This is a genomic window from Burkholderia sp. AU27893, from assembly GCF_002223205.1.
Taxonomy (GTDB): Bacteria; Pseudomonadota; Gammaproteobacteria; order Burkholderiales; family Burkholderiaceae; genus Burkholderia.
The window spans coordinates 1,770,285-1,794,538 of sequence record NZ_NKFD01000001.1; the positions used below are offsets into that span (position 1 = coordinate 1,770,285).

General features: G+C 68.2%; 20 protein-coding genes. 15 read left to right on the forward strand and 5 right to left on the reverse strand.

The annotated features are described in order from the left end of the window. Positions 1 to 17: 17 nt before the first annotated feature. The 3 genes from iolE to iolC all read right to left on the reverse strand — a co-directional run bounded on the left by iolE (position 18) and on the right by iolC (position 4,891). Positions 18 to 947, reverse strand: coding sequence for a myo-inosose-2 dehydratase (gene iolE / locus CFB47_RS08455; protein WP_089460943.1), 930 nt, complete (start codon positions 945 to 947; stop codon positions 18 to 20). Positions 948 to 1,008: 61 nt separating this feature from the next. After that, positions 1,009 to 2,892, reverse strand: a complete 1,884-nt coding sequence (gene iolD, locus CFB47_RS08460; RefSeq protein ID WP_089461389.1) for a 3D-(3,5/4)-trihydroxycyclohexane-1,2-dione acylhydrolase (decyclizing) — start codon at positions 2,890 to 2,892, stop codon at positions 1,009 to 1,011. A gap of 40 nt (positions 2,893 to 2,932) precedes the next feature. Next, complete coding sequence (gene iolC / locus CFB47_RS08465) at positions 2,933 to 4,891, reverse strand: 5-dehydro-2-deoxygluconokinase (protein WP_089460944.1); 1,959 nt, start codon at positions 4,889 to 4,891, stop codon at positions 2,933 to 2,935. Positions 4,892 to 5,208: 317 nt separating this feature from the next. Between iolC and CFB47_RS08470 the strand changes: the two genes are divergently transcribed. From CFB47_RS08470 to CFB47_RS08505, 8 genes are all read left to right on the forward strand, one after another. Next, entirely contained in the window at positions 5,209 to 6,135 is a 927-nt protein-coding gene (locus CFB47_RS08470) for a sugar ABC transporter substrate-binding protein (protein ID WP_089439842.1), read from the forward strand. A gap of 68 nt (positions 6,136 to 6,203) precedes the next feature. Further along, positions 6,204 to 7,787: a sugar ABC transporter ATP-binding protein gene (locus CFB47_RS08475; RefSeq protein WP_089460945.1), complete on the forward strand. Its 1,584-nt coding sequence runs from the start codon at positions 6,204 to 6,206 to the stop codon at positions 7,785 to 7,787. 26 nt (positions 7,788 to 7,813) lie between these two features. Next, positions 7,814 to 8,839 carry an ABC transporter permease gene (locus CFB47_RS08480; protein ID WP_089460946.1) on the forward strand — a complete coding sequence of 342 codons (1,026 nt, stop codon included), beginning with the start codon at positions 7,814 to 7,816 and terminating at the stop codon, positions 8,837 to 8,839. 83 nt (positions 8,840 to 8,922) lie between these two features. After that, on the forward strand, positions 8,923 to 9,834 hold the full coding sequence (locus CFB47_RS08485; protein WP_089456061.1) for a sugar phosphate isomerase/epimerase family protein: 912 nt from the start codon (positions 8,923 to 8,925) through the stop codon (positions 9,832 to 9,834). A 59-nt stretch (positions 9,835 to 9,893) separates the two neighbouring features. Beyond that, positions 9,894 to 10,907: a Gfo/Idh/MocA family protein gene (locus CFB47_RS08490; RefSeq protein WP_089460947.1), complete on the forward strand. Its 1,014-nt coding sequence runs from the start codon at positions 9,894 to 9,896 to the stop codon at positions 10,905 to 10,907. Between the two features lie 31 nt (positions 10,908 to 10,938). Continuing rightward, positions 10,939 to 11,865, forward strand: a complete 927-nt coding sequence (locus CFB47_RS08495) for a TIM barrel protein (protein WP_089460948.1) — start codon at positions 10,939 to 10,941, stop codon at positions 11,863 to 11,865. Positions 11,866 to 11,918: 53 nt separating this feature from the next. Next, the gene (locus CFB47_RS08500) at positions 11,919 to 13,091 is read left to right on the forward strand and encodes a Gfo/Idh/MocA family protein (RefSeq protein ID WP_089460949.1); all 1,173 of its coding nucleotides are present in this window, start codon (positions 11,919 to 11,921) and stop codon (positions 13,089 to 13,091) included. Positions 13,092 to 13,395: 304 nt separating this feature from the next. Beyond that, a complete protein-coding gene (locus CFB47_RS08505) occupies positions 13,396 to 14,280 on the forward strand; it encodes a MurR/RpiR family transcriptional regulator (protein ID WP_089439847.1) in 885 nt (294 codons plus the stop codon). A 68-nt stretch (positions 14,281 to 14,348) separates the two neighbouring features. Here CFB47_RS08505 and CFB47_RS08510 read toward each other — a convergent pair whose 3' ends face one another. Continuing rightward, positions 14,349 to 15,869 (reverse strand): CoA-acylating methylmalonate-semialdehyde dehydrogenase, encoded by a 1,521-nt coding sequence (locus CFB47_RS08510; protein ID WP_089460950.1) that lies wholly within the window; start codon positions 15,867 to 15,869, stop codon positions 14,349 to 14,351. Positions 15,870 to 15,986: 117 nt separating this feature from the next. On the opposite strand from CFB47_RS08510, the gene CFB47_RS08515 reads away from it, so the two are divergent. From CFB47_RS08515 to CFB47_RS08545, 7 genes are all read left to right on the forward strand, one after another. Continuing rightward, positions 15,987 to 16,922, forward strand: a complete 936-nt coding sequence (locus tag CFB47_RS08515) for a LysR family transcriptional regulator (RefSeq protein ID WP_089439849.1) — start codon at positions 15,987 to 15,989, stop codon at positions 16,920 to 16,922. Positions 16,923 to 17,039: 117 nt separating this feature from the next. Beyond that, positions 17,040 to 17,267, forward strand: coding sequence for a sulfurtransferase TusA family protein (locus CFB47_RS08520; protein ID WP_006402122.1), 228 nt, complete (start codon positions 17,040 to 17,042; stop codon positions 17,265 to 17,267). Positions 17,268 to 17,462: 195 nt separating this feature from the next. Beyond that, a complete protein-coding gene (locus CFB47_RS08525) occupies positions 17,463 to 17,885 on the forward strand; it encodes a peptidase (protein WP_089460951.1) in 423 nt (140 codons plus the stop codon). 268 nt (positions 17,886 to 18,153) lie between these two features. Next, positions 18,154 to 18,858, forward strand: coding sequence for a response regulator transcription factor (locus CFB47_RS08530; protein WP_006490421.1), 705 nt, complete (start codon positions 18,154 to 18,156; stop codon positions 18,856 to 18,858). After that, the gene (locus CFB47_RS08535; protein ID WP_089460952.1) at positions 18,855 to 20,216 is read left to right on the forward strand and encodes a FecR domain-containing protein; all 1,362 of its coding nucleotides are present in this window, start codon (positions 18,855 to 18,857) and stop codon (positions 20,214 to 20,216) included. The genes CFB47_RS08530 and CFB47_RS08535 overlap by 4 nt, the downstream gene beginning before the upstream one ends. 10 nt (positions 20,217 to 20,226) lie before the next feature. After that, the gene (locus tag CFB47_RS08540) at positions 20,227 to 22,614 is read left to right on the forward strand and encodes a CHASE2 domain-containing protein (protein WP_089460953.1); all 2,388 of its coding nucleotides are present in this window, start codon (positions 20,227 to 20,229) and stop codon (positions 22,612 to 22,614) included. A 37-nt stretch (positions 22,615 to 22,651) separates the two neighbouring features. Then, complete coding sequence (locus tag CFB47_RS08545; RefSeq protein ID WP_089456069.1) at positions 22,652 to 23,266, forward strand: DUF4136 domain-containing protein; 615 nt, start codon at positions 22,652 to 22,654, stop codon at positions 23,264 to 23,266. Positions 23,267 to 23,326: 60 nt separating this feature from the next. On the opposite strand, the gene galU is transcribed toward CFB47_RS08545, so the two are convergent. Then, the gene (gene galU / locus CFB47_RS08550; protein WP_089456070.1) at positions 23,327 to 24,211 is read right to left on the reverse strand and encodes a UTP--glucose-1-phosphate uridylyltransferase GalU; all 885 of its coding nucleotides are present in this window, start codon (positions 24,209 to 24,211) and stop codon (positions 23,327 to 23,329) included. Between the last annotated feature and the right edge of the window lie 43 nt (positions 24,212 to 24,254).

Sequence of the window (24,254 nt, forward strand, 5' to 3'; positions counted from 1 at the left end):
TTCACGCGTTCATGTGTTCACGCGCTCAACCGGTCGACGATCGCGCGCAGCGATTCGTAACCCTTCTTCGCATACGTATAGCTCGGCGCGACGGCCGGATCCTGCTCGGCCTCGACGACGAGCCAGCCTTCGTAGCCGGCGTCCTTCAGCGTACGGAGCGTCGCCTCGTAGTCGAGCGCGCCGTCGCCCGGCACGGTGAAGGTGCCGTTGATCACGCCGTTCAGGAAGCTCCAGCCGTCGTTGCGCGCCTGCGTGACGACCTGCGGCCGCACGTCCTTGCAATGCACGTGAACCACGCGCGACACATGCTTCTTCAGCAGCGTGACCGGGTCGGCCGCGCCGCCGAAATACGCGTGGCCGGTGTCGAACAGCAGGAACACTTTTGCCGGGTCGGTGAGCGTCATCAGCCGGTCGACATCGTCGGGCGATTCGACGTACGCGCCCATGTGGTGATGGTACGCAAGCTTGATGCCGTACGTGTCGAGCAGGTGCGCGCCGAACGCGTCGAGGCGCGCCGCATAGCGCCGCCAGGCTGCGTCGTCGACGAAGCGCGGCCGCTTCGCGACCGGCGTGTCGATGTTGCCCTGGATCGTGCCCGCGCATTCGCCGTACACGACGACCTTCACGTCGTTGTACTGCAGCTTCGTCAGGTGCGCGCGGCAGCGCTCGATCTCGGCGGCGACCGCATCGTCGTCGCTCATGCCCGGCTCGACCTCGGCGAGGAAGCCCGAATACCAGCCCGACACGCACACGAGCCCGAACTCGGCGAGCTTCGCCTTCAGCTCGGGGCCGGTCTTCGGAAACTTGTTGCCGAGCTCGAAGCCCGCATAGCCGATTTCGGCACCTTCCTTCAGCGCCGTTTCGAGCGGCGTCTCGCCGCCGAGCGACGGCAGGTCGTCGTTCATCCACGACAGGGGATTGATACCGATGCGGACGTTCCAGCTCATGACGTGCTTCCTTGGTTCGAATGTGTTTTTCGCGGGGAGGGTGCGTGGGCAGTGCGCGCGATCAGCGCCGCTGCCGGGTCTTCGCATCGAGATACGCGCGGTGCGCTGCATCGACGCCGGCGCGTTCGGATACTTGCGGCACCGCGACTTCCCACCATGCGCCGCCGTCGTCGGTCGTGCGGCGGTGCGTGGTGTCGATCACGAGCACCTGGCTCTTCGTCGCCGCGCGGGCGCGCTTCATCTCGCTGCGCAGCTCGCCGATGTCGCGCACATGCACGGCTTCGGCGCCCATCGCGCGCGCATGCATCGCGAAGTCGATCGTCGAGCGCTCGCCGCCCTCCGGCACGCAGTCGTCGAGCATGTTGTTGAAGCTCGCGCCGCCGCAATTCAGTTGCAGCCGCTCGATGCAGCCGTAGCCGCGGTTGTCGAGGATCACGACGATGATCTTGCGGCCGAGCATCACCGACGTCGCGAGTTCCGCGTTGAGCATCATGTACGAGCCGTCGCCGACGATCACGATCACTTCGCGCCCGGGCCGCGCGAGCTTCGCGCCGAGGCCGCCCGCGACCTCGTAGCCCATGCACGAGTACGCGTAGTCCATGTGGTAGTTGCCCGGTACGCCGCTGCGCCACAGCTTGTGCAGCTCGGCCGGCAGCGTGCCGGCCGCGCACACGACGAGGTCGTCGCGCGCGCTGTCGCGGCCCGCGTCCGCTGCGGAGTCGCGCACCGCGCCGATCACTTCCGCGTCGTACGGCAGCGCGTCCTTCGGAATGCGGGTCGTGAGCTCGGTCACGCGCGCGTTCCACGCGGCGGCCTGGTCGCGGTTGCTGGCCGTCCACGCCGGATCGGCTTGCCAGCCGGCCAGCGCGGCCGACAGCTGGCCGAGGCCCGTGCGCGCATCGGCCACCAGTTGACGGCCGCGTTTCTTGCCTGCGTCGAACGGCTGCACGTTCAGGCTCAAGAGCGTTGCATGGCCGTAGAGCGCATGCGAGCCGGTCGTGAAGTCCTGCAGCCGCGTACCGACCGCGAACACCACGTCGGCCTGCGCGGCCGCGCGATTCGCGGCCGGCGAGCCCGTCACGCCGATCGACCCGAGATTCAGCGGATGGTCCCATGCGAGGCTGCCCTTGCCGGCCTGCGATTCGGCGACCGGCACGCCATGCGTATCGGCGAACGCGCGCAGCGCATCCCACGCCTGGCTGTACAGCACGCCGCCGCCCGCGACGATCAGCGGCTTCTTCGCGGCCTTCAGCACGTCGAGCGCATCGGCGAGTTCGAGCGCGTCGGCCGGCGGCCGGCGCATCCGGATCACCGGCGGCGCGAAGAAGTCCTCGGGCCAGTCGTATGCGAAGGTCTGTACGTCCTGTGGCAACGCGAGGCACACCGGGCCGCACTGCGCGGGATCGGTCATCACCTGGATCGCGCGCGGCAGCGCGACGAGCAACTGCTCGGGCGACGTGATGCGGTCGAAGTAGCGCGTCACCGGCCGGAAGCAGTCGTTCGCGCTGACGTCGCCCTGTTCGAAATCCTCGACCTGCTGCAGCACGGGGTCGGGCAGCCGCGACACGAACACGTCGCCGGGCAGCAGCAGCAGCGGCAGCCGGCCGACGTGCGCGAGCGCGGCCGACGTCAGCATGTTGGTCGCGCCGGGGCCGATGCTCGACGTCGCGGCCATCATCCGCTGGCGGAAGTTCGCTTTCGCGAACGCGATGGCCGCATTGGCCATCCCTTGCTCGTTGTGCGCGCGGAAGGTCGGCAGGCGGTCTTTTTCCGCGTGCAGCGCCTCGCCGAGCCCGGCCACGTTGCCGTGGCCGAAGATCGCGAACACGCCGCCGCAGTACGGCAGGATCTCGGTGCGGCCGTCGGGCTGGACGACTTCGGCGCGCAGGGCGGCCAGGTAGCGCACGAGCGCCTGGCTGACGGTCAGTCTCACGGTAGAGGTCATGTCGGTCGGTGAAGAGGAAGGGGTCATCGCAGGCGTCGCGTCAGGCCGCGGCGGCGCGGGCGGCCGCGGCACGGCGGCCGAGCCACGCATCGACCAGTTGCGCGAAGTTGCCGGCGACTTCGTCGATCAGCGCCTGGTCGTCGATCCGGCCGGCGAACCAGTTCAGCGATGCGTCGGCCCACAGCGTGCGCCCGACCATGAAGCCCTTGACGATCGGGTTGGTCGCCGAGCGGAAGCTGTCGACGAGGTATTGCAGCGGCTGGTTCAGCCCGAGGATCACCGCGCCTCGGCAATACGGGTCGCGCTCTGCGATCAATGCGGCGAGCCGCGTCCAGCCGTCGGCGGTGAGCGGCGTGAGCTTCCACCATTCGGGCTTCACGCCGAGGTTGTAGAAGCGCGCGATCGTGCGCAGCACCGCATCGTCCTCGGTGCCGGCCGGCGTGACCGCGCGCGGCGGAATCATTTCCAGCAGCAGTTCGTTGCCGCTGGCGCGCGTGGCTTCCCACAGTTCCAGCACGCGCTGCTCCTGTTCGACGCGCAGGTCGACCGGGTCGTCCGGGTGATAGTGCACGAGGCACTTCACGACCTGTTCGGTCGGCCAGTGCGTGAGCGACGAGCCGACCGAGCGCGTTTCGTCGAAGCGCAGCGGCCGCGAGCCGGGCAGCTCGACCGGGCGGCCGACCCACCAGCCGCGTCCGGTCGCCGACGCCAGCGCGTCGCTGCCGTAGCCGCCGCCGTCGATCAGCACGCCCACGTGGCCTTCGATCTGGCGATCGCGCTCGACCTGTTCGACGGCGCGCACGAGCAGGCGCTTCAGCGCCTTGATCCGCGCTTCGTCCGCGCCGGCCTGCACCGCGAGTTCGTAGAACTGGCTGCGATGGTCGAACGCCATCACGCACAGGTCGTCCCATTCGCGGCGCGGCACCGTCACGCGATGCAGGTGCGCGAGCGTGTGGTCGGCGTCGACCACCGGGTTGCGGCTGCCGTCGAACCAGTGCGCGAGTTCAGCCGGCGTCGGCATCGCGGCGGAGCACGCGTGGCGCGACACGACGATCGCGCCGCACGCGTTCGCGATGCGCGTCGACTCGGCCCAGTCGCGCCCGCGCAGCAGCCCCGACAGCAGGCCCGACAGGAACGCATCGCCCGCGCCGAGCACGTTGAGCACCTCGACACGTTCGCCGAGATAGGTCGGCGCATCGTCGATGCGCTCGGGAACGTCGCCTTCGATCACGCAGCAGCCGAGCGCGCCGCGCTTGACGACCAGCGTCGCGTTCGTGATCTTGCGCACCGCCTGCAACGAGCCGATCACGTCGTGCGGCACGCCGCCGGCGATCAGGAATTCCTCTTCGGTGCCGACCAGCAGGTCGAATTCGCCGAGCACCTGCTGCAATTGCCGCGTCACCTGCGCGTCCGGCACGTAGCGGTTTTCGCCCGCGCCGCGCGCGGTCAGCCCCCACAGCACCGGCCGGTAGTCGATGTCGAGTATCCGCACGACGCCATGGCGGCGCGCGTAACCGAGCGCGGTCAGCGACGCCTCGCGCGTGCCCGGCGTCGACAGGTGCGTGCCGGTGATCGCGAGCGCGCGGCAGCCGGCGATGAAGTCCTCGCTGATCTCGTCGGCGCGCACGGCCATGTCCGCGCAGTTCTCGCGCACGAACAGCAGCGGGAACGTGTCGCGGTCCTTCAGCCCGAGCAGCACCAGCGCGGTGAGGCGTTCGCGGTCGGTCTGCAGCTGGCTCGTGTCGCAGCCTTCGCGCTCGAGCGTCTCGCGCAGGAAGCGGCCCATCTGCTCGTCGCCGACGCGCGAGATCATCGCGGTCTTCAGCCCGAGCCGGGCCACGCCGAACGCGACGTTGCCGGACGAGCCGCCGAGATACATCTGGAAACTGCGCGCATCTTCCAGGCGGCTGCCGTACTGCTGCGCATAGAGATCCACGGCCACGCGGCCGAGGCAGGCGAGATCGATGGGGCGGTCACTCGGAAAGGTCAGCAGGCTCATATCACGTATCACGCTCGCGGCCGGCGTTCGGCGATGCCGGCGGATTAGGGGACCGAACCTCCGGCGACGCTGCGCACCGTGTGGGGCACGACGCGGGACTGCCTGCCGCAAGGAATCGGGCTACGGAACGGAGTCTAGACTTTTTGGAAATCCAGTTCCCTAGGTGAAATCACGTAGAAATAAATTTCCAAATTTTCGAGGAAGTGATCTACAGTTTCATCCGGATGCTTCAGTCCGTATCGGATTCGATCGGACTCGGCCCGGCGGCGCGCAACGCGCCGTCTTCCGCCCCCCGGAGATGAGGAGACAGATTGATCATGAAGACCAAGCTGATGGCCGTCGCGGCCGCCGCGATCCTGGCTGCGCCGCTCGCGCATGCCGAGAAGATCGGCGTGACGATGGCGTCGTTCGACGACACGTTCCTGACCATCCTGCGCAACAGCATTTCCGACGCAGCGAAGAAGGACGGCGCGACGGTGCAGATCGAGGACGGCGGCAACGACGTCGGCAAGCAGTTGAGCCAGGTCCAGAACATGATCGCGCAGAAGGTCGACGCGATCATCGTGAACGCAGTCGATACCGACGCGACGCCGAAGATCACCAAGATGGTGACGGCGGCGAAGATTCCGCTCGTGTACGTGAACCGCAAGCCGGTCGATTTCGACAAGCTGCCGACGGGCGTCGCGGTCGTCGCGTCCGACGAGAAGCAGTCGGGCACGCTGCAGGCGCGCCAGGTGTGCAAGCTGCTCGGCGGCAAGGGCGACCTCCTCGTGCTGATGGGCGAGCTGTCCAACGAGTCGGCGCGTGCCCGCACCAAGGACATCGAGGACGTGATCGCGACGAAGGATTGCTCGGGCATGAAGATCGTCGACAAGCGCGAAGGCAAGTGGAGCCGCACGCAGGGCCAGGACATCACGATGAACTGGCTGAGCTCCGGCACGAAGTACGACGCGATCATCTCCAACAACGACGAGATGGCGATCGGCGCGATCAACGCGCTGAAGGCCGCGCGCAAGTGGACGCCGAAGACGATCGTCGCCGGCATCGACGCGACGCCGGATGGTCTCGCATCGATGAAGAGCGGCGAGCTGAAGGTGTCGGTGTACCAGAACGCATCGGGACAGGGGCAGCAGGCCGTCGCGGCCGCGCTCAAGCTCGCGAAGAAACAGCCCGTCGACCGCTACGTGAACGTGCCGTTCGAGCTCGTGACGCCCGAGAACATGAACCAGTACGCGAAGCACTGACCGGTGATCCGTTGAATGGCGCGGGCCCGGCACGACCGGGTTCGCGCACGACTTGTCGAGGAACGTCCATGTTTACAGCCAGAGTCGCGCGCCCGATGGCCGGCGACGATGCGCGGGCCGCTTCGTCCGGCTCGACCGGCGTGTCGGCCCCGCCGGCTTCTTCCGCGGCCGACTGCGTGCTCGAGGTGCGCGGCGTCGGCAAGTCCTTTCCGGGCGTCGTCGCGCTCGACGGCGTGCAGTTCCGCGTGCGGCGCGGCACCGTCCATGCGCTGATGGGCGAGAACGGCGCGGGCAAGTCGACGCTGATGAAGATCATCGCGGGCGTCTACACGCCCGACCAGGGCGAGATCCTGATCAACGGCGAGCCGGTCGTGCTGAACGGCCCGCTCGACGCGCTCGACCGCGGCATCGCGATGATCCACCAGGAACTCAACCTGATGCCGTACATGACGGTCGCGGAGAACATCTGGATCCGCCGCGAACCGAAGAACCGTTTCGGCCTGATCGATCACGCCGCGCTGCGCCGCCAGACGGCCGCGCTGTTCGAGCGGCTGTCGATCGACATCGACCCGGAAACCGACGTGCGCACGCTGACGGTCGCGAGCCGCCAGATGGTCGAGATCGCGAAGGCCGTGTCGTTCGACTCAGACGTGCTGATCATGGACGAGCCGACCTCCGCGCTGACCGACAAGGAAGTCACGCACCTGTTCCGGATCATTCGCCAGCTGCGCGAGCAGGGCAAGGGCATCGTCTACATCACGCACAAGATGAACGAGCTGTTCGAGATCGCCGACGAGTTCTCGGTGTTCCGCGACGGCAAGTACATCGGCACGCATGCATCGAGCGACGTCACGCGCGACGACATCATCCGCATGATGGTCGGGCGCGAGATCACGCAGATGTTCCCGAAGGAAGAAGTGCCGATCGGCGACGTCGTGCTGTCGGTGCGGAACCTCGGCGTCGACGGCGTGTTCCGCGACGTGAGCTTCGAGCTGCGCGCGGGCGAGATCCTCGGCGTGGCCGGCCTCGTCGGCTCGGGGCGCTCGAACGTCGCGGAGGCGCTGTTCGGCGTCGTGCCGGCCACGTCGGGCGAGATCCGCATCGACGGCAAGCCGGTGCGCATCACGACGCCCGCGCAGGCGATGAAGCACGGGATGGCCTTCCTCACCGAAGACCGCAAGGACACCGGCTGCTTCCTGAATCTCGACCTGCTCGCGAACATGGAAGCCGCGGTGCTCAGCAACCGCTACGTGAAGTTCAACTTCGTGAGGCAGGCGCAGCTCAAGCGGGACTGCGAGGCAATGAGCCGGATGCTGCGCGTGAAGTCGCCCGGGCTGCACGAGGAAATCCAGAACCTGTCGGGCGGCAACCAGCAGAAGGTGCTGATCGGCCGCTGGCTGCTCACGCAGCCGCGCATCCTGATTCTCGACGAACCGACGCGCGGCATCGACGTCGGCGCGAAGGCCGAGATCCACCGGCTCGTCAGCGCGCTCGCGGGCAAGGGCGTCGCGGTGCTGATGATCTCGTCGGAGATGCCGGAAGTGCTGGGAATGAGCGATCGCGTGATGGTGATGCACGAAGGGCGCATGACCGGCATCGTCGATCGCAAGGACGCCGACCAGGTCCGCATCATGGATCTCGCGTCGCGCTGAGCCGAACCAAGATTGGAGACAAAGCAATGGGCAACCTGAACCCGGTCGCGGATGCGCAGACCATGACCCTCAAGACGCGGCACACGAAGTGGCCGCCCGAGCTGAGCATCTTCCTCGTGCTCGTCGGCATCAGCCTGTTCTTCGAGATCGTCGGCTGGATCGTCGTCGGCCAGAGCTTCCTGTTCAACACCGAGCGGCTCGAGATCATCGTGCTGCAGATGGCCGTGATCGGCATCATCGCGGTCGGCGTGAACCTCGTGATCATCACCAGCGGGATCGACCTGTCGTCGGGCTCGGTCGTGGCCGCCGCTGCGGTCGTCTCGGCCAGTCTCGCGCAGGTGTCCGACTTCCCGCGCGCGGTGTTTCCGCACCTGACCGACCTGCCGATCATCTGGCCCGTGCTCGCCGGCGTGTGCGTCGGGCTGCTGGTCGGCCTGCTGAACGGCTCGCTGATCGCGATGACGGGCATCCCGCCGTTCATCGCGACGCTCGGCACGATGGTCGCCGCGCGCGGCTTCGCGAAGTGGTTCACCAACGGGATGCCGGTGTCGATGCTGACCGACCCGTTCGCGGCGATCGGCGCGGGCGCCAACCCGGTGATCATCTTTCTCGTGATCGCCGCGATCTTCCACGTCGTGCTGCGCTACACGCGCTTCGGCAAGTACACGTATGCGATCGGCGCGAACCGTCATGCGGCCGTCGTGTCGGGCATCAACGTCACGCGCCACCTGATCTTCGTCTATGCGATCGCGGGTCTCCTGAGCGGGATCGCCGGCACCGTGACGGCCGCGCGCGCGATCTCGGGCCAGTCGGGCATGGGCGTGATGTACGAGCTCGATGCGATCGCAGCGGTCGTGATCGGCGGCACGTCGCTGTCGGGTGGCCTCGGCCGCGTGACGGGCACCGTGATCGGCGTGCTGATCCTCGGCGTGATGACGTCGGGCTTCACGTTCATCCGCATCGACGCGTATTACCAGGAGATGGTCAAGGGCGCGATCATCGTCGCGGCCGTGATCGCCGACCAGTACCGCAACAAGAAGAAGCGCCGCTAACCCTTCGTGCATCGCCGGGCGAGGGCGGCACGTGCCGTCGCCTGCGTCCGGCACCCGCTACCCGCCATCGTCGAGGATATTCGATGAAGATCGCGCTGGACCCCTACATGATTCGCCACCTGCCGCTCGACCGCCTGCCGCACGCGGTGGCAGAGCTCGGCTACGACCAGATCGAGCTGTCGCCGCGCAGCGACTTTCTCGACTGGTGGGTAATGCCCCGCGCCACGCGCGAGCGGATGGCCGCGTTCCGGCAGGCGATGCGCGCGAGCGGCGTCGGCCTCGCGTCGCTGCAGCCGATGTACCGCTGGGCGAGCCCGTTCGAGGACGAGCGGCAATGGGCGGTGCGCTGCTGGAAGAAGGCGATCGAGGTGGCGGTCGAGATGGAGTGTGCGCTGATGGTGTCGGAGTTCGGGCGCGGCGCATCGCCCGAGCGCTCGGTCGGCGAACGGCCGGGCGCGAATCCTAAGGAGCTGTGCGAAGCGGCGTGGTTCCGGTCGATGGACGAGTTGCTGCCGATCCTCGAGCGCGAGCGCATCGTGCTGTCGGTCGAGCCGCATCCGGAGGACTGGATCGAGCAGCTGCAGCCGGCGATCGACATCGTCACGAACCTCGGCTCGCCGTCGCTGAAGCTGTCGTACATCGCGCCGCACACGTTCTACTACGGCGACGACATGGCCGCGATGATCGCGCAGGCCGCGCCGATCCTCGCGCACGTGCGCGTGGCCGACACCTTCGACCATCGCAAGAGCAGCCAGCTGCGCTACATCGTGAACCCGCCGGGTTCGCACCAGATCCGCGTGCACCAGCATCTCGACATCGGGCAGGGCGAGATCGACTGGGACGTGTTCTTTCGCGCGCTCGGCGCGGCAGGCTTCGACGGCGTGATGTCGTCGTGCGTGTTCGCGTGGGAGGACCGCGCGGAAGCATCGTCGCGCTACATGCGCGACACGATCCAGCGCTACGTCGATCGTCATTTCGATCGCACCGCGCGCTGACGGATGACTGACCGGTGCGGCGCGTGCCGTACCGCCAATGAACGACTGGAGACTGTTAGATGACCTTGCAAATCGGCGTGATCGGCTGCGGAGCGATCGGCCAGGACCATATTCGCAGACTGACCCGCACGCTGTCCGGCGCGCGCGTCGTGGCCGTCAACGACATCGATCCGCAGCAGGCGCGCGACGCGGTGACGAAGTACGGGCTCGACGCGGAGATCTACGGCGACGGCCACGAGGTGGTCGCGGCCGCCGACGTGCAGGCCGTGCTCGTCACGTCGTGGGGGCCGACGCACGAAGCGTTCGTGCTCGACGCGATCGCGCATGGCAAGCCGGTGTTCTGCGAGAAGCCGCTCGCCGTGACGGCCGAAGGCTGCATGCGGATCGTCGAAGCCGAGGTCGCGCACGGCAAGCGGCTCGTGCAGGTCGGCTTCATGCGGCCGTACGACGAAGGCTATCGCGCGCTGAAGCGCGTGATCGACAGCGGCGAGATCGGCGCGCCGCTGATGCTGCATTGCGCGCACCGCAACCAGTCGGTCGGCGAGCGCTACACGACCGACATGGCGATCACCGACACGCTGATCCACGAGCTCGACGTGCTGCGCTGGCTGCTCGGCGAGGACTACGTGAGCACGCAGGTCGTCTATCCGAAGAAGACGCGTCATGCGTCCGCCCATCTCGCGGATCCGCAGATCGTGCTGCTGGAAACCGCGAGCGGCGTGCGCATCGACGTCGAGATCTTCGTGAACTGCCAGTACGGCTACGACATCCAGTGCGAGGTGGTCGGCGAGCAGGGCATCGCGAAACTGCCCGATCCGCCGGCCGTCGGGCTCAAGCACGCCGCGCGGCAGTCGGTCGAGATCATGACCGACTGGAAGGAGCGCTTCATCGCGTCGTACGACGTCGAGCTGCAGGCGTTCATCGACGGCGTGCGCGCACAAGCGCTCACCGGGCCGTCGGCCTGGGACGGCTACGCGGCGGCGGTCGCGGCCGACGCCTGCGTGCGCGCGCAAACGAGCGGGGCGGTCGAGCCGATCGCGATGGCCGAACGCCCCGCGTTCTATCGCGGCTGAACCGCAGCCGCTACTTGCCGGACTGACCGACATGACGATGAAGATGGGTTGCGCACCGTGCTGCTGGGGTGTCGACGACGTGAAGAACCCGCACCTGCCGCCGTGGCGGCAGGTGCTTGGCGAAGCGGCCGAGGCCGGCTACTCGGGCATCGAGTTGGGGCCGTACGGCTACATCCCGCTCGAACTCGACGTGGTGAGTGCCGAGCTCGAGCGGCAGCGCCTGAGCATCACCGCCGGCACGATCTTCGACGATCTGGTGTCGCCGGAGAACCTGCCGAACCTGTTGCGCCAGACGCGCGAGATCTGCGCGCTGATCACGCGGCTGCCGAAGCTGCCGACGCAGGACGGCCAGCGCTACGCCGCGCCGTACCTGGTCGTGATGGACTGGGGCCACGAGGAGCGCGACTACGCGGCGGGCCACGGCGATCGCGCGCCGCGGCTGTCGGACGAAAGCTGGGCGGCGATGGTCGGGCACATCCGGCAGATCGCGACGATCGCACGCGACGAATTCGGCGTGCGCACGGTGATCCATCCGCATGCGGGCGGCTACATCGAGTTCGCGGACGAGATCGACCGGATCGTCGCCGACATTCCGGCCGACACGGCCGGGCTCTGTCTCGACACGGGCCACCTGTACTACTCGGGCATGGACCCGCAGGCGTGGCTGCGCCGCCACGCGGCGCGCCTCGACTACGTGCATTTCAAGGACATCGACGCGGCCGTGTACGACGCGGTGATGGGCGAGCACATCGCGTTCTTCGCCGCGTGCGCGCGCGGCGTGATGTGCCCGATCGGCGCCGGCGTGCTCGACTACCCAGCGATCCGCCGCGCGCTCATCGACATCGGCTATGCCGGCTATATCACGATCGAGCAGGAGCGCGACCCGCGCCATGCCGGCACGAGCCTGCGCGACGTCGCGGCGAGTCGCGCGTTTCTCGCGTCGGCCGGTTTCGCATGATCCTGCACACCACGCATTCCCTGAACTGAACACGGACCAGGAACACCCTCATCATGATTGACGGACAGATTCTGCTTGGACATTCGATTCGCTGGGGCATGGTCGGCGGCGGGCTCGGCAGCCAGATCGGCTACAGCCACCGGTCGGCCGCGCTGCGCGACGGCAGCTTCCAGCTGGTCGCCGGCGCGTTCGACATCGATCCCGAACGCGGCCGCCAGTTCGGCGTGAAGCTCGGCGTCGCGGCCGAACGCTGCTATCCCGACTATGCGACGATGTTCGACGCCGAGGCGCGCCGCCCGGACGGCATCCGCGCGGTGTCGATCGCGACGCCGAACAACACGCACTTCGAGATCTGCCGCGCGGCGCTGAACGCGGGCCTGCACGTGGTCTGCGAGAAGCCGCTGTGCTTCACGACCGAGGAGGCCGAGGCGCTGGAGCGGCTGTCGGTCGAGAAGAACCGGATCGTCGGCGTCGCGTACGGTTATTCCGGACACCAGATGATCGAGCAGGCGCGCGAGATGATCGCGCGCGGCGATCTCGGCGAGATCCGCATCGTGCAGATGCAGTTCGCGCACGGCTTCCATAGCGACGGTGTCGAGGCCGCGAGCGCGGCCGCGCGCTGGCGCGTCGACCCGAAGTTCGCGGGCCCGAGCTACGTGCTCGGCGACATCGGCACGCATCCGCTGTACATCTCCGAGGTGATGGCGCCCGAGCTGAAGATCCGGCGCCTGATGTGTTCGCGGCAGAGCTTCGTGAAGAGCCGCGCGCCGCTGGAAGACAACGCGTTCACGATCATGGAATACGACACGGGTGCGGTCGGCTACGTGTGGTCGAGCGCGGTGAATGCGGGCTCGATGCACGGCCAGAAGGTGCGCGTGATCGGCTCGAAGGCGAGCGTCGAGTGGTGGGACGAGCATCCGAACCAGCTGCGCTACGAAGTGCAGGGGCAGCCCGCGCAGGTGCTCGATCGCGGGATGGGTTATCTGCATCCGCACGCGTTGCGCGAGGATCGCATCGGCGCCGGGCATCCGGAAGGGCTGTTCGAGGCCTGGTCGAACCTGTATGCGCGCTTCGCGCTCGCGATGGATGCGGCCGACCGCGGCGACGTTGCGGCCTTGAAGAACATCCGCTATCCGGACGTCCATGCGGGCGTGGAAGGCGTGCGCTGGGTCGAGAACTGCGTGCGCTCCGCCGATGCGGGCGGCGTGTGGGTCGACTATCGTTGAACCGGTCGAACCGCGCGCGACGGGCCGGCGGTGCGCCGCGCGCCCGTCGCGCAAGGCTTTGCACCGACGGCCGGCCTTGGTAGACGCCCTAATCTTTACGCCGCCGCGAGCGCGTTGGACAATCGCTTCCAGTGTTGCCGTGGAGCGTAGGCAAGTGATGATCGAGCGCGTGGGAGCGAGCACGCGGCGCGGGCCGCGTCGCAAACGTGATTAAATTCGCCCTTCATGCATGTATCCAGGTGAGCCCCGGCCCGCGTTCGTCAACATCGCGCGCACATCGGGGCCGTCAACTTCGCGCTATCCGATGAGTTCATCCGAGAAACCTCCCGCCACCGTCGAGCAGTTCCTGCAGCACCTGACGCAGGAATACGACGGCCTCAGCAATCGCCTGAAGGTGATTGCGCGCCACGTGGAAACGCATCGGGACCAGCTTGGCCTGGAGGGTATCCAGTCGCTCGCGGAAGCGTGCGGCGTCCAGCCGTCGGCCGTCGTGCGCTTCGCGAAGCATTTCGGCTTTTCCGGCTTCTCCGAGATGCAGAAGCTGTTCCGCGAAGGGCTCGCGCAGCAGATTGCGCCGGGGCGCGCGTACAACCTGCGGCTGCGCGACGTGATCGAATCGGGCTCGTCGAGCCTGCAGCCCGAGCAGATCGCCGACGAATTCATCAAGGGCAGCATTGCCGGGATGCAGCAGCTGCGGCAGACGCTCGATTCGCAGGCGCTCGCGCAGGCCGTCGACCTGCTCGCCGAGACGCAGGCGATCTGGATCGCCGGCTCGCGGCGCGCGTTTCCGATTGCCGTCTATCTCGACTACGCGCTGCAGCACACCGACAAGCGCATCGGGCTGTTCAGCGCGCTCGGCAGCATGCATCTCGGGCAGATCCGTTCGGTGCGCGAGGGCGACGTGATGATCGTCATCTCGTTCATGCCGTATGCGGAGGAAACCGTGCAGGTCGCGCAGCAGGCCGTGCAGCGCGGCGCGCGGCTGATCGCGATCACCGACAGCCGGATGAGCCCGCTGGCACGTGAGGCCGAGGTGACGCTGATGGTGCAGGACAGCGCGACGTTCGGCTTCCGCGCGTTGACGGCCACGATGGGCCTTGCACAGAGCCTGTTCGTCGCGCTCGCGTACCGGCTCGAACTGTCGTACTTGCCGACCGCCGACGGCGCGCACGGCACGCAGGCCGGCTGACGCTTCCTGCCGGTGCTGCCGGCGCACCGCCCGCGCGACGGCGCAGCGGGCGGCGTGCCGGCAGGCGGTCACTTCGCGGTCGGCATCGCAAATTCGGCGCCCTTGCCGATGCTCGACGACCAGCGCTGCATCACCGACTTCTGGCGCGTGTAGAAGCGCACGCCTTCCTCGCCGTACGCGTGCATGTCGCCGAACAGGCTCTTCTTCCAGCCGCCGAAGCCATGCCACGCCATCGGCACCGGAATCGGCACGTTGATGCCGACCATGCCGACCTGAATGCGCCGCGCGAACTCGCGCGCGATGCCGCCGTCGCTCGTGAAGCACGACACGCCGTTGCCGAATTCGTGCGCGTTGATCAGGTCGACCGCTTCGCCGAAATCCTTCACGCGCACGCAGCCGAGCACGGGCCCGAAGATTTCTTCCTTGTAGATGCGCATGTCGGGCGTCACGTGATCGAACAGCGTGCCGCCGGTGAAGAAGCCGGCCTCGCGGCCCGGCACACGCAGCCCGCGGCCGTCGACCACCAGCTGCGCGCCTTCGTTCACGCCTTGCTCGATATAGCCTTCGATGCGCTTCAGCGCGTCGCCGGTGACGATCGGGCCCATCTCGACTTCCGGCGACATGCCGTCGCCGATCACCAGCTTGCGCGCGCGTTCGGCCACCAGCGGCACGATCTGGTCCGCGATGTCGCCCACCAGCACCGCGACGCTGATCGCCATGCAGCGTTCGCCGGCCGAGCCGTACGCGGCGCCGATTAGCGCGTCGACGGCCTGCTCGAGGTTCGCGTCGGGCATCACGACGAGGTGGTTCTTCGCGCCGCCGAGTGCCTGCACGCGCTTGCCGGATTGCACGGCACGCTGCTGCACGTAGGCCGCGATCGGCGTCGAGCCGACGAAGCTGACGGCCTGCACGTCGGGGTGGTCGAGCAGCGCGTCGACCGCGCCTTTGTCGCCCTGCACGACGTTGAACACGCCGGCCGGGAGACCTGCCTGCGTGAGCAGGTCGGCGATGAACAGGGCCGCCGACGGGTCGCGCTCGCTCGGCTTCAGCACGAACGTGTTGCCCGTCGCGATCGCGACCGGGAACATCCAGCACGGCACCATGCACGGGAAGTTGAACGGCGTGATGCCCGCGACGACGCCGAGCGGCTGGCGCATCGTCCAGTTGTCGATGCCGGTGCTGACCTGGTCGGTGAAATCGCCCTTCAGGAGCTGCGGCACGCCGCACGCGAATTCGATGATGTCGATGCCGCGCGCGACTTCGCCCTGCGCATCGGAGAACACCTTGCCGTGCTCGGCCGTGATGATCGCCGCGAGGGCGTCGCGGTGCTCGTTCATCAGCTGCAGGAAGCGGTGCAGCACGCGCGCGCGGCGGATCGGCGGCGTCGCGGCCCAGGCCGGGAACGCGGCGTGGGCCGACGCGACGGCCTGCTGCACTTCGCTGTCGTCGGCGAGCGCCACGCGGCGCACCGCGCGGCCGAGTGCCGGGTTGAGGACGTCCTTGAAGCGGCCGCTGCGGCCGGCGACGGGCGCGCCGTCGACATAGTGGCCGACGTCGGCGTCGGAGGTGTACGCGGGAACCGGATTCATCGTGTCTCCTGGGGGGATCTCGGGTGAGGGTGGACAGCGCCCAGTCTAGGCAAACGCGCAGGGCGGGAGAAGGCCGCGCAGCTTGATTCACTGTTCAGAATTCTGAATAATCACCGGATGAATCAGCAAAATGTCCAGGCGCTCTGGCCGCATATCCATTCGCTGACGGTGCTGGCCGCGGCCGGCAGTTTCACGGCCGCCGCGCAGCGGCTCGGCATCAGCAAGGCCGCGATGAGCCAGCGCATCGCCGATCTCGAAAAGGCGGCCGGCGTGCCGCTCGTGCGGCGCACGACGCGCAGCGTGCGGCTCACCGACGCGGGCCAGACGCTCGTCGACAGCACGCGCGACGCGTTCGAGTCGATCGGGCAGCACTTCGCGCGCGTGAAGGACCTGGCCGGCGAGCCGCGCGGCCTGCTGCGCCTGACGGTGCCGGTTGCGCTCGGGCGCCAGCAGGTCGTGCCGCATCTGCCCGATTTCCTGCGGCAGCATCCGGGCGTGCAGATCGAGCTCGACCTGTCGGACCGGCTGCATTCGCTGACGCAGGAGGGTTTCGATCTCGCGATCCGCCATACGACCACTGCACCGCAGACCCACGTCGCGTGGAAGCTGTGCGACACGCGCTCGCTGCTCGTCGCGAGCCGCGACTACCTCGACGCGCGCGGCGCGCCGCGGCACCCGAGCGAGCTCGTCGAGCACAGCTGCCTGTGCTACCTGCGCGACAACGAGCCGGCCGCCTGGAGCTTCGAGCCGCACGGCCGGCGGCGCGAGCGCGTGAGCGTGCCGGTGCGCGGCAGCTTCGCGGCGAACAACAGCGAGGCGATGCGCGAGGCCGCGCTCGGCGGGCTCGGCATCGCGCTGCTGCCGGACTTCAGCGCGCAGCGCGATCTCGACGCCGGCCGGCTGGTCGCGTTGCTCGACGGCTGGCGGCCGTCGGGCGCGTTCGGCGACCACATCTTCGCGATCCGTCCGTACAGCCCGGTCGTGCCGAGCGCGGTGCGCGCGCTCGTGCGGCACCTGCGCGAACGGCTCGCGGGCGGCTTCTCGGGCACTTGAGCCCGGTGTCCGCGGGCGTCGGGCTGCCGGCAGCGCGGGCAGGCACGACGGCGCTGCGGTAAAATCATGCCTTCTCTCCGCGCCTTGAACGGCGCGTCATTCGAAGGTCGACAGCCGATGCAGATTCACAAGGAAGTGGACGCGCGCGGGCTCAATTGCCCGTTGCCGATCCTGCGTGCCAAGAAAGCGCTCGCCGATATGGAAAGCGGGCAAATCCTCAAGGTGCTCGCGACCGATCCCGGCTCGCAGCGCGATTTCGCCGCGTTCGCGAAGCAGACGGGCAACGAGATCGTCGAATCGACGACGCAGGACAAGACCTTCGTGTTCCTGATGCGCCGCCGCTGACGGCCCGCATCACGCCGCCGGCAGCGCCTGGCGCCGGCCACACTTTTCTGACAATTCTTAAACCTCGCTGCGTGATCGGCTGCGTATACTGACCCGGCCGGTCGTCCGCTCCCAGCGGATGCGCCGGCCACGGTACGTCGTACGGCGGGCACGGGGGCCATGCCTGACGCTACCGTCGTACAAACGGGAGAGGACATGTCCTTCAGACCAGGGACCATTCGAAGTCCGTCCGGAGCGGAACGCAGCGTATCGGGGCTGGGCCGTATCGAGCTCGACCCGCAACAGGATCGCCACGCGCGTGCCGCGCTGGAGGCCTACGCGGATTCCGCCGCGGCCGAGATGCCGTGGCTGGCCGAGTGGCTCGACGAACGGCTGCGCGATGCCGCGCAGGACGACGGCTCGGGCCTGACCTATTGCGGTGCGACGATCGAGCGCGTGTTCGATCTGGCGCAGGCGTGGGCGGCGAGCCAGCCGGACTACGCGGCGGCCGCGTGGGAGCGCGTGCGCGGCCAGCTGCAGCGGATGCTGGTACAACCGGCGCGTCCGGAGCCGCTGTTGCCACGTGCGCCGGCCGACGATGTTGCCGAGCAGGTAGCGGGCATCACGGGCGCCGATTAGGCGCCCGATTGCGCGGCAGGAAGGATTATTCGAAGAAAAGACGGTAGTCCGCGCAATTTATTGGCGAATTTCATACTACTATGATGAAATCGCCGGTTCGTCCGTGCCCCGTTTTTGAGATATTTAGCCGGGGTCGCTGGTTTGCGCAGGTGGCGCGAGCGGCGAACGACGGCTCGCCGGCCGGTATCCAGAAGCCGCGCGCATGCTGCGCGGCCGGGTTAGGGCGGGGAGCTGAACAGGACGAATCGATTTCGATTTGCGGGGTGCTATGAGAATTGCTGTACTGGATGACGATCCGGCCCAGACGGATTTCGTCAGTCAAACGCTGACGGCCGTTGGCCATACGTGCTATGCGTTCAAGGAAGGCAAGGCCCTGAAGAAGCGTCTGCAGCGCGAGACGTTCGATCTGCTGGTGCTCGACTGGAACGTGCCCGACATGTCCGGCGAGGAGGTGTTGAAGTGGGTGCGTGCCAATCAGACCGAGCACAGCCTGCCGATCATCTTCATGACGAGCCGCGACGACGAGGCGGGGATCACGCAGATCCTCAACGCCGGTGCCGACGATTACGTGGTCAAGCCGGTGTCGGGCCCGATCCTGCGCGCGCGCATCGGCTCGCTGCTGCGTCGCGCGTATCCGGTCAACGCCGAGGCCACCGTTCGCGAATTCGATCAGTTCCGTTTCGACGTGAACCTGAAGCAGGCCTACGTCGGCGACAAGGCCGTGAGCCTCACGCAGAAGGAATTCGAACTCGCGCTGCTGCTGTTCCAGCACCTCGACCGGCCGCTGTCGCGCGCGCACATTCTCGATCTCGTGTGGAAGCAGGCGACCGACATCCCGTCGCGCACGATGGATACGCACATCTCGATGCTGCGCACCAAGCTCGGCCTGCGGCCCGAAAACGGCTATCGCCTCGCGCCGATCTACGGCTACGGCTACCGGCTCGAACGGGTCGGGCAGGGAGAACCGGAGTGACCACGGGAATCACGCAGCGCACGGCGAACCTGCGCACGGTCGCGCTGCGCGCAGCCTGCGCGGTCGCGTTTGCGTTCGCCGCGCAGCATGCGGCCGCCCAGCCGCCCGCGGCGGCGGGCAAGACGGTCGTCTACCGCACGCAGGCGGGCGACACGCTGTACGACGTCGCCGCGCGCTATCTGCAGGGCGCGGACGACTGGCAACTGCTTCAACAGATCAACGGCGTGCCTGCGCCGAAGCACCTGCAGCCCGGCATCGCGCTGAAGCTGCCGGTGGCGCGCCTGCGCAAGGAAAAGCTGACCGCCCGCGTCATCGCGGTGCAGGGCACGGCCGAACGCGCGTCCGGCGATGCTTTTGTGCCGCTCGCGAACGACGCGACGCTCGCCGAGGGCGATCGCGTGCGCACGGGCCCGAACGGCTTCGTGACGCTCGAGCTCGCCGACGGCACGCACATGAGCCTGCCGCCCGACAGCCAGCTTAACCTGAAGGCGCTGCGCCGCACGGTGCTGACCGGCACGCTCGATCGTGAGTTCGAACTCACGCGCGGCTCGGTCGACAGCGAAGTCACCCATCTGAAAAAACGCGACGACCGCTTCCAGATCCGGTCGCCGTCGGTCGTGGCCGGCGTGCGCGGCACGCACTTTCGCGTGAACTACGACGCGGCCGGCAATGCGTCGACGCGCGTCGAAGTGCTCGACGGCACCGTCGGCGTCGCGGGCGGCCGGAAGCCCGCCGATCCGACGCTCGTGCATGCGAATTTCGGCAGCGTCGCGACATCGTCCGGCGCGGTCGGCGCGCCCGTCGAGCTGCTGCCCGCGCCGGCGCTCGCGCATCCCGACAAGGTGCAGGACGAGCCCGAGGTCGCCTTCGACGTCGCGCCGCTCGCCGACGCGCATGCGTACCGCGTGCAACTCGCGCACGACGCCGGGCTGCTCGACCTGTTCCGCGAAACGCGCACCGATTCGCCGCGCGCGATTTTCCGCGACGTGCCGAACGGGAACTACTTCGTGCGGATCGCCGCGATCGATGCGAACGGCCTCGAGGGCCGGCCGCGGACGTACGCGTTCGAACGCCGCGTGATGGGGCTCGACGCGAGCGCGTCGCCCGGCGCCGGCGGCTACGAGTTCCGCTGGTCGCCGAACGGATCGGGCAAGGGCGCGCGCTACCGGTTCGTGCTGTCGCGCTCGAAGGACCTGAGCGCGCCGGTCGTCGACCAGGTCGGCCTGCATACGCGCCAGATCACCGTCGCGCACCTGCCGCCGGGCGAGTATTTCTGGGCCGTGACCGTCGAGGAGTTCGAAGGCGGCAAGTTCTACGAGAAGACCAGTCCGGTCAGCGCGTTCACGCTGTCGCGCTGATCCGCGGCGCATGAAACCCGATTCCGTTTCTCCGCGGCGGCACCTCGGCCGCCGCTTCCTGATCGAATGGATCGCGATCGGCTGCCTCGGGATCGCGGTGATCCTCGCGTGCACGCTCGGCCGGCTGTCGGCGAGCGTCGACGGCCTGATCTACGACCGGCTGCTGATGCTGCGCAGCCTGCCGCTGTCACCCGACGTGGTCGTCGTCGACATCGACAACCAGAGCGTGTCCGCGCTCGGCCGCTGGCCGTGGCCGCGCGACGTGCATGCACGGCTGCTCGACACGCTGGCGCGCGCGCAGCCGGCCGCCGTCGTCTACGACGTGCTGTTTACCGAACCGTCGTCGGAAGATCGCGCGTTCGCGGACGCAATGACCCACGTGCCGACCTTCCTGCCCGTGCTGCTGAGTCCCGAGCAGGCGGACGGCACGCGCGCGGTCGATCCGCCGGTGGCCGCACTCGCGGCGCGCGCGGTCGGGCTCGGCCACATCAACCTCGAAGTCGATCGCGACGGCATCGTACGCAGCGTGGCGCTGTACGAAAGCGACGGCCGCGTGCGCTGGCCGCAGCTGATGGTGCCCGTCTACCGCGCGATCCAGGCCGGCCGGCTGCACCCGGTCGGCGGCGTGCCCGGCGCGGATGCGCACGACCTGTCGCGCGATGCGGCGGGCGAGGGCCGCTATCTGATCCCGTTCAGCCGCAACACGCCCGCGTATCCGACGCTGTCGTTCGACGACGTCCTCGAAGGGCGCGTGAAGCCCGACGCGCTGCGCGGCAAGATCGTCGTCGTCGGCGTGACGGCGTCGGGGCTGTACGACCGCTTCGCCACGCCCGTGTCCGGCGAGTTCGGGCCGCTCGCCGGCGTGTATATCCATGCCAACGTGCTCGACATGCTGGCGACCGGCAGTGCGATCTCGCCGGCGTCGCGCGCCGGGCTGTTCGTCGCGTCGCTGCTGCCGCTCGCCGTGCTGGTGGGCGGCTTCCTGATGCTGTCGCCGTGGCGCGCGCTGCTGCTCACGCTGAGCCTGGCCGCGCTGGCCGTCGTCGCGAGCATGGCGCTGCTGTTCGAGGCGCGCATCTGGCTGTCGCCGGCGCCCGCGATCTTCGGGCTGATCGCCGTCTACCCGATCTGGAACTGGCGGCGCCTGGAAATGACGATGTCGTACCTGCGTCGCGAGCTGCAGCGGCTCGCCGACGAGCCGCACCTGCTGCCTGAGGCGCCGCGCACGCGCAGCGTCGGCGGCGACGTGCTGGAGCGGCAGATGGCGCTGATGGCGCAAGCCGCGCAGCGCGTGCAGGACATGAAGCGCTTCGTGTGGGACAGCCTCGACAGCATGCCCGAGCCGATCTTCGTGACCGACCTGGCCGGCACGGTGCTGATCGCGAACCACGCGGCCAAGCGCTACGGGTCGCGCCTGTCGCTGCCGCTGCCGGAAGGGCGGCCGCTGCGCACCGCGCTCGGCGAGCTGACCTTCATGAAGACCGTCGACGGCAACGCCGAACACGACGCGACGATCCGCGAACACTGGCCGGCGGCGCTCGACCCGACGCTCGAGGCCGAGCACGACGCGATGGCGCGCGGCATCGAGGTGCGCGATCGTGACGGGCTCGACCATCTGCTACGCTACGCGGCGTGTACGAACGCGCAGGGCCGCGTGACGGGCTGGATCGCCGGCCTCGTCGACGTGACGGAACTGCATGCGGCCGAGCGGCAGCGCGAGGAAGCGCTGCACCTGCTGTCGCACGACATGCGCTCGCCGCAGTCGTCGATTCTCGCGCTCGTCGAGATCGAGCGCGACCGCGCCGAGACCGACGCGATGCGCGGGCTGCTCGCGCGGATCGAGCGCTATGCGCACCGCGCGCTGTCGCTGGCCGACGAGTTCGTGCAACTGGCGCGCGCGGAGTCGCAGGTGTACCAGCTCGAGGTGACGAGCCTCGTCGACGTGCTGATCGATGCGAGCGACGAGGTGTGGCCGCAGGCGCAGGCGAAGCGCATTCGCGTCGACACCGACGTCGGCGCCGACATGTGCTGGGTGCGCGCGGACCGCTCGCTGATCACGCGCGCGTTCGTGAACCTGCTGAACAACGCAGTCAAATACAGTCCGTCCGATACCGTGATCACGTGTACGCTGGCGGTCGAGCACGCGTCGAAACGGATGTTCTGTACGATTCGCGATCAGGGATACGGCATTGCGCCGGAAGATCAGCGGCATCTGTTCGAGCGTTTCAAGCGATTCCATGCCGGCGAGCGGCCCGAAATCTCGGGCTCCGGGCTCGGCATGGCATTCGTGAAGACGGTCGTCACGCGCCATGGGGGCAGCGTGTCGGTCGACAGCGAGGTGGGTGTCGGCACCGCGGTGACGGTGTCGCTGCCCGCGATCGACGAGCCGTCCGCCTGACAGGGCCGGGCGCGACGGCAGGCATTTGGGGAAAGCCATGAGAAAGGAATGGGCAGCGACCGCGCTGGCGGCGTCGCTGTTGACGGGTTGCGCCGGCGTGACGAGCGGCGTCAGTGCGGTCGGGCAGCCGAACGCGTTCGCATCCGGTGCGCACGGCTACGATTTCGTGCGCACGGCCGCGCAGGCCGACGATGCCGAATACCGGCAGATCGAGACGCTCGTGCGCGACGAACTCGCGCACCGCGGTTTCGATGCGAAGCCGCTCGCGGCCGCGCGCTACCGGCTGTCGATCGCGTATGCGACGCAGCCGGCCTCGGTCGCGGCGCGCGCCGACGGGTGCGGGGCCGCGAGCAGCGCATGCGTGACGGTCGACGGGCCGGCGCCGTTCGCGCTGCCGTTCATGGGCCGCGTGTATCGCCATGTGCTGACGCTGCGCTTCGTCGACGCGAAATCGGGCGCCGACGTCTACCGCGTATCGGCCGCGCTGCGCGATCGCGATCCCGGCACGCAGCAGGCCGCGCCGGCGCTCGTGAAGAGCGCACTCGCGAAGCTGCCGTTCGGCGACGGCGGCGGCTGGCTCGTCAAGACGAAAAAAGACGACGCGGGCGCGATGCCGGGCGTCGTCTCGGTGAAGCCGGCCGAAGCGCGCTGAGCGCCGGCCGGTGAGGTGAGGGCGGGCCCGCCGGAGCGGGCCGTCGTGCCCTTGCCGCGTTCAGGCGGCCGGGTGTGCGCCGTTGCGTGTGCGCAGGTACGCGTCGAACTCCGCGCCGACTTCCGCGTGGCGCAGCGCGAATTCGACCGTCGCCTTCAGGTAGCCGAGCTTGCTGCCGCAGTCGTAGCGCGTGCCCTGGTACTTGTAGGCCAGCACTTGCTCATCGGCGAGCAGCGCCTGGATCGCGTCGGTGAGCTGCAGCTCGCCGCCCGCGCCGGGCTTCAGCGCACGCAGGTGCTCGAAGATCCGCGGCTTCAGGATGTAGCGGCCGACCACGCCGAGGTTCGACGGCGCGACTTCCGGCGCCGGCTTCTCGACGATCGCCGACATCTTGACGATCGACTCTTCCCACTCCTTGCCGTCGACGATCCCGTACGACTTCGTCTCCGACGGCGGGATCTCTTCGACGCCGATCACCGAGCTGTGATAGTGGTCGAACACGTCGACCATCTGCTTCATCACGGGCGGGTTGCCGTCGAGCAGGTCGTCCGCGAGGATCACCGCGAACGGGTTGTCGGCCACCAGCTTTTCCGCGCACAGCACCGCATGGCCGAGGCCGAGCGCTTCCGGCTGGCGCACGTAGAAGCAGTCGACATGGCTCGGCTTGATGCTGCGCACCAGTTCGAGCAGCTTTTCCTTGCCGCGCGCCTCGAGTTCGGCCTCGACCTCGTACGACTTGTCGAAGTGGTCCTCGATCGCGCGCTTGCTGCGCCCGGTGACGAAGATCATCTCGGTGATGCCGGCGGCGATCGCCTCTTCAACCGCGTACTGGATCAGCGGCTTGTCGACGACCGGCAGCATTTCCTTTGGGCTCGCTTTCGTTGCCGGGAGGAACCGCGTGCCGAGACCAGCAACGGGGAACACTGCCTTGGTAACTTTCAACATGATCGAACCTTTATTCCTGTAATCGACTTGTCAGATGGTCTAT

What these genes read in the sequence shown, in the direction of transcription:
- iolE (WP_089460943.1), bottom strand. Translation starts at nt 947, where the DNA reads ATGAGCTGGAACGTCCGCATCGGTATCAATCCCCTGTCGTGGATGAAC.
- iolD (WP_089461389.1), bottom strand. Translation starts at nt 2,892, where the DNA reads ATGACCTCTACCGTGAGACTGACCGTCAGCCAGGCGCTCGTGCGCTAC.
- iolC (WP_089460944.1), bottom strand. Translation starts at nt 4,891, where the DNA reads ATGAGCCTGCTGACCTTTCCGAGTGACCGCCCCATCGATCTCGCCTGC.
- CFB47_RS08470 (WP_089439842.1), top strand. Translation starts at nt 5,209, where the DNA reads ATGAAGACCAAGCTGATGGCCGTCGCGGCCGCCGCGATCCTGGCTGCG.
- CFB47_RS08475 (WP_089460945.1), top strand. Translation starts at nt 6,204, where the DNA reads ATGTTTACAGCCAGAGTCGCGCGCCCGATGGCCGGCGACGATGCGCGG.
- CFB47_RS08480 (WP_089460946.1), top strand. Translation starts at nt 7,814, where the DNA reads ATGGGCAACCTGAACCCGGTCGCGGATGCGCAGACCATGACCCTCAAG.
- CFB47_RS08485 (WP_089456061.1), top strand. Translation starts at nt 8,923, where the DNA reads ATGAAGATCGCGCTGGACCCCTACATGATTCGCCACCTGCCGCTCGAC.
- CFB47_RS08490 (WP_089460947.1), top strand. Translation starts at nt 9,894, where the DNA reads ATGACCTTGCAAATCGGCGTGATCGGCTGCGGAGCGATCGGCCAGGAC.
- CFB47_RS08495 (WP_089460948.1), top strand. Translation starts at nt 10,939, where the DNA reads ATGACGATGAAGATGGGTTGCGCACCGTGCTGCTGGGGTGTCGACGAC.
- CFB47_RS08500 (WP_089460949.1), top strand. Translation starts at nt 11,919, where the DNA reads ATGATTGACGGACAGATTCTGCTTGGACATTCGATTCGCTGGGGCATG.
- CFB47_RS08505 (WP_089439847.1), top strand. Translation starts at nt 13,396, where the DNA reads ATGAGTTCATCCGAGAAACCTCCCGCCACCGTCGAGCAGTTCCTGCAG.
- CFB47_RS08510 (WP_089460950.1), bottom strand. Translation starts at nt 15,869, where the DNA reads ATGAATCCGGTTCCCGCGTACACCTCCGACGCCGACGTCGGCCACTAT.
- CFB47_RS08515 (WP_089439849.1), top strand. Translation starts at nt 15,987, where the DNA reads ATGAATCAGCAAAATGTCCAGGCGCTCTGGCCGCATATCCATTCGCTG.
- CFB47_RS08520 (WP_006402122.1), top strand. Translation starts at nt 17,040, where the DNA reads ATGCAGATTCACAAGGAAGTGGACGCGCGCGGGCTCAATTGCCCGTTG.
- CFB47_RS08525 (WP_089460951.1), top strand. Translation starts at nt 17,463, where the DNA reads ATGTCCTTCAGACCAGGGACCATTCGAAGTCCGTCCGGAGCGGAACGC.
- CFB47_RS08530 (WP_006490421.1), top strand. Translation starts at nt 18,154, where the DNA reads ATGAGAATTGCTGTACTGGATGACGATCCGGCCCAGACGGATTTCGTC.
- CFB47_RS08540 (WP_089460953.1), top strand. Translation starts at nt 20,227, where the DNA reads ATGAAACCCGATTCCGTTTCTCCGCGGCGGCACCTCGGCCGCCGCTTC.
- CFB47_RS08545 (WP_089456069.1), top strand. Translation starts at nt 22,652, where the DNA reads ATGAGAAAGGAATGGGCAGCGACCGCGCTGGCGGCGTCGCTGTTGACG.
- galU (WP_089456070.1), bottom strand. Translation starts at nt 24,211, where the DNA reads ATGTTGAAAGTTACCAAGGCAGTGTTCCCCGTTGCTGGTCTCGGCACG.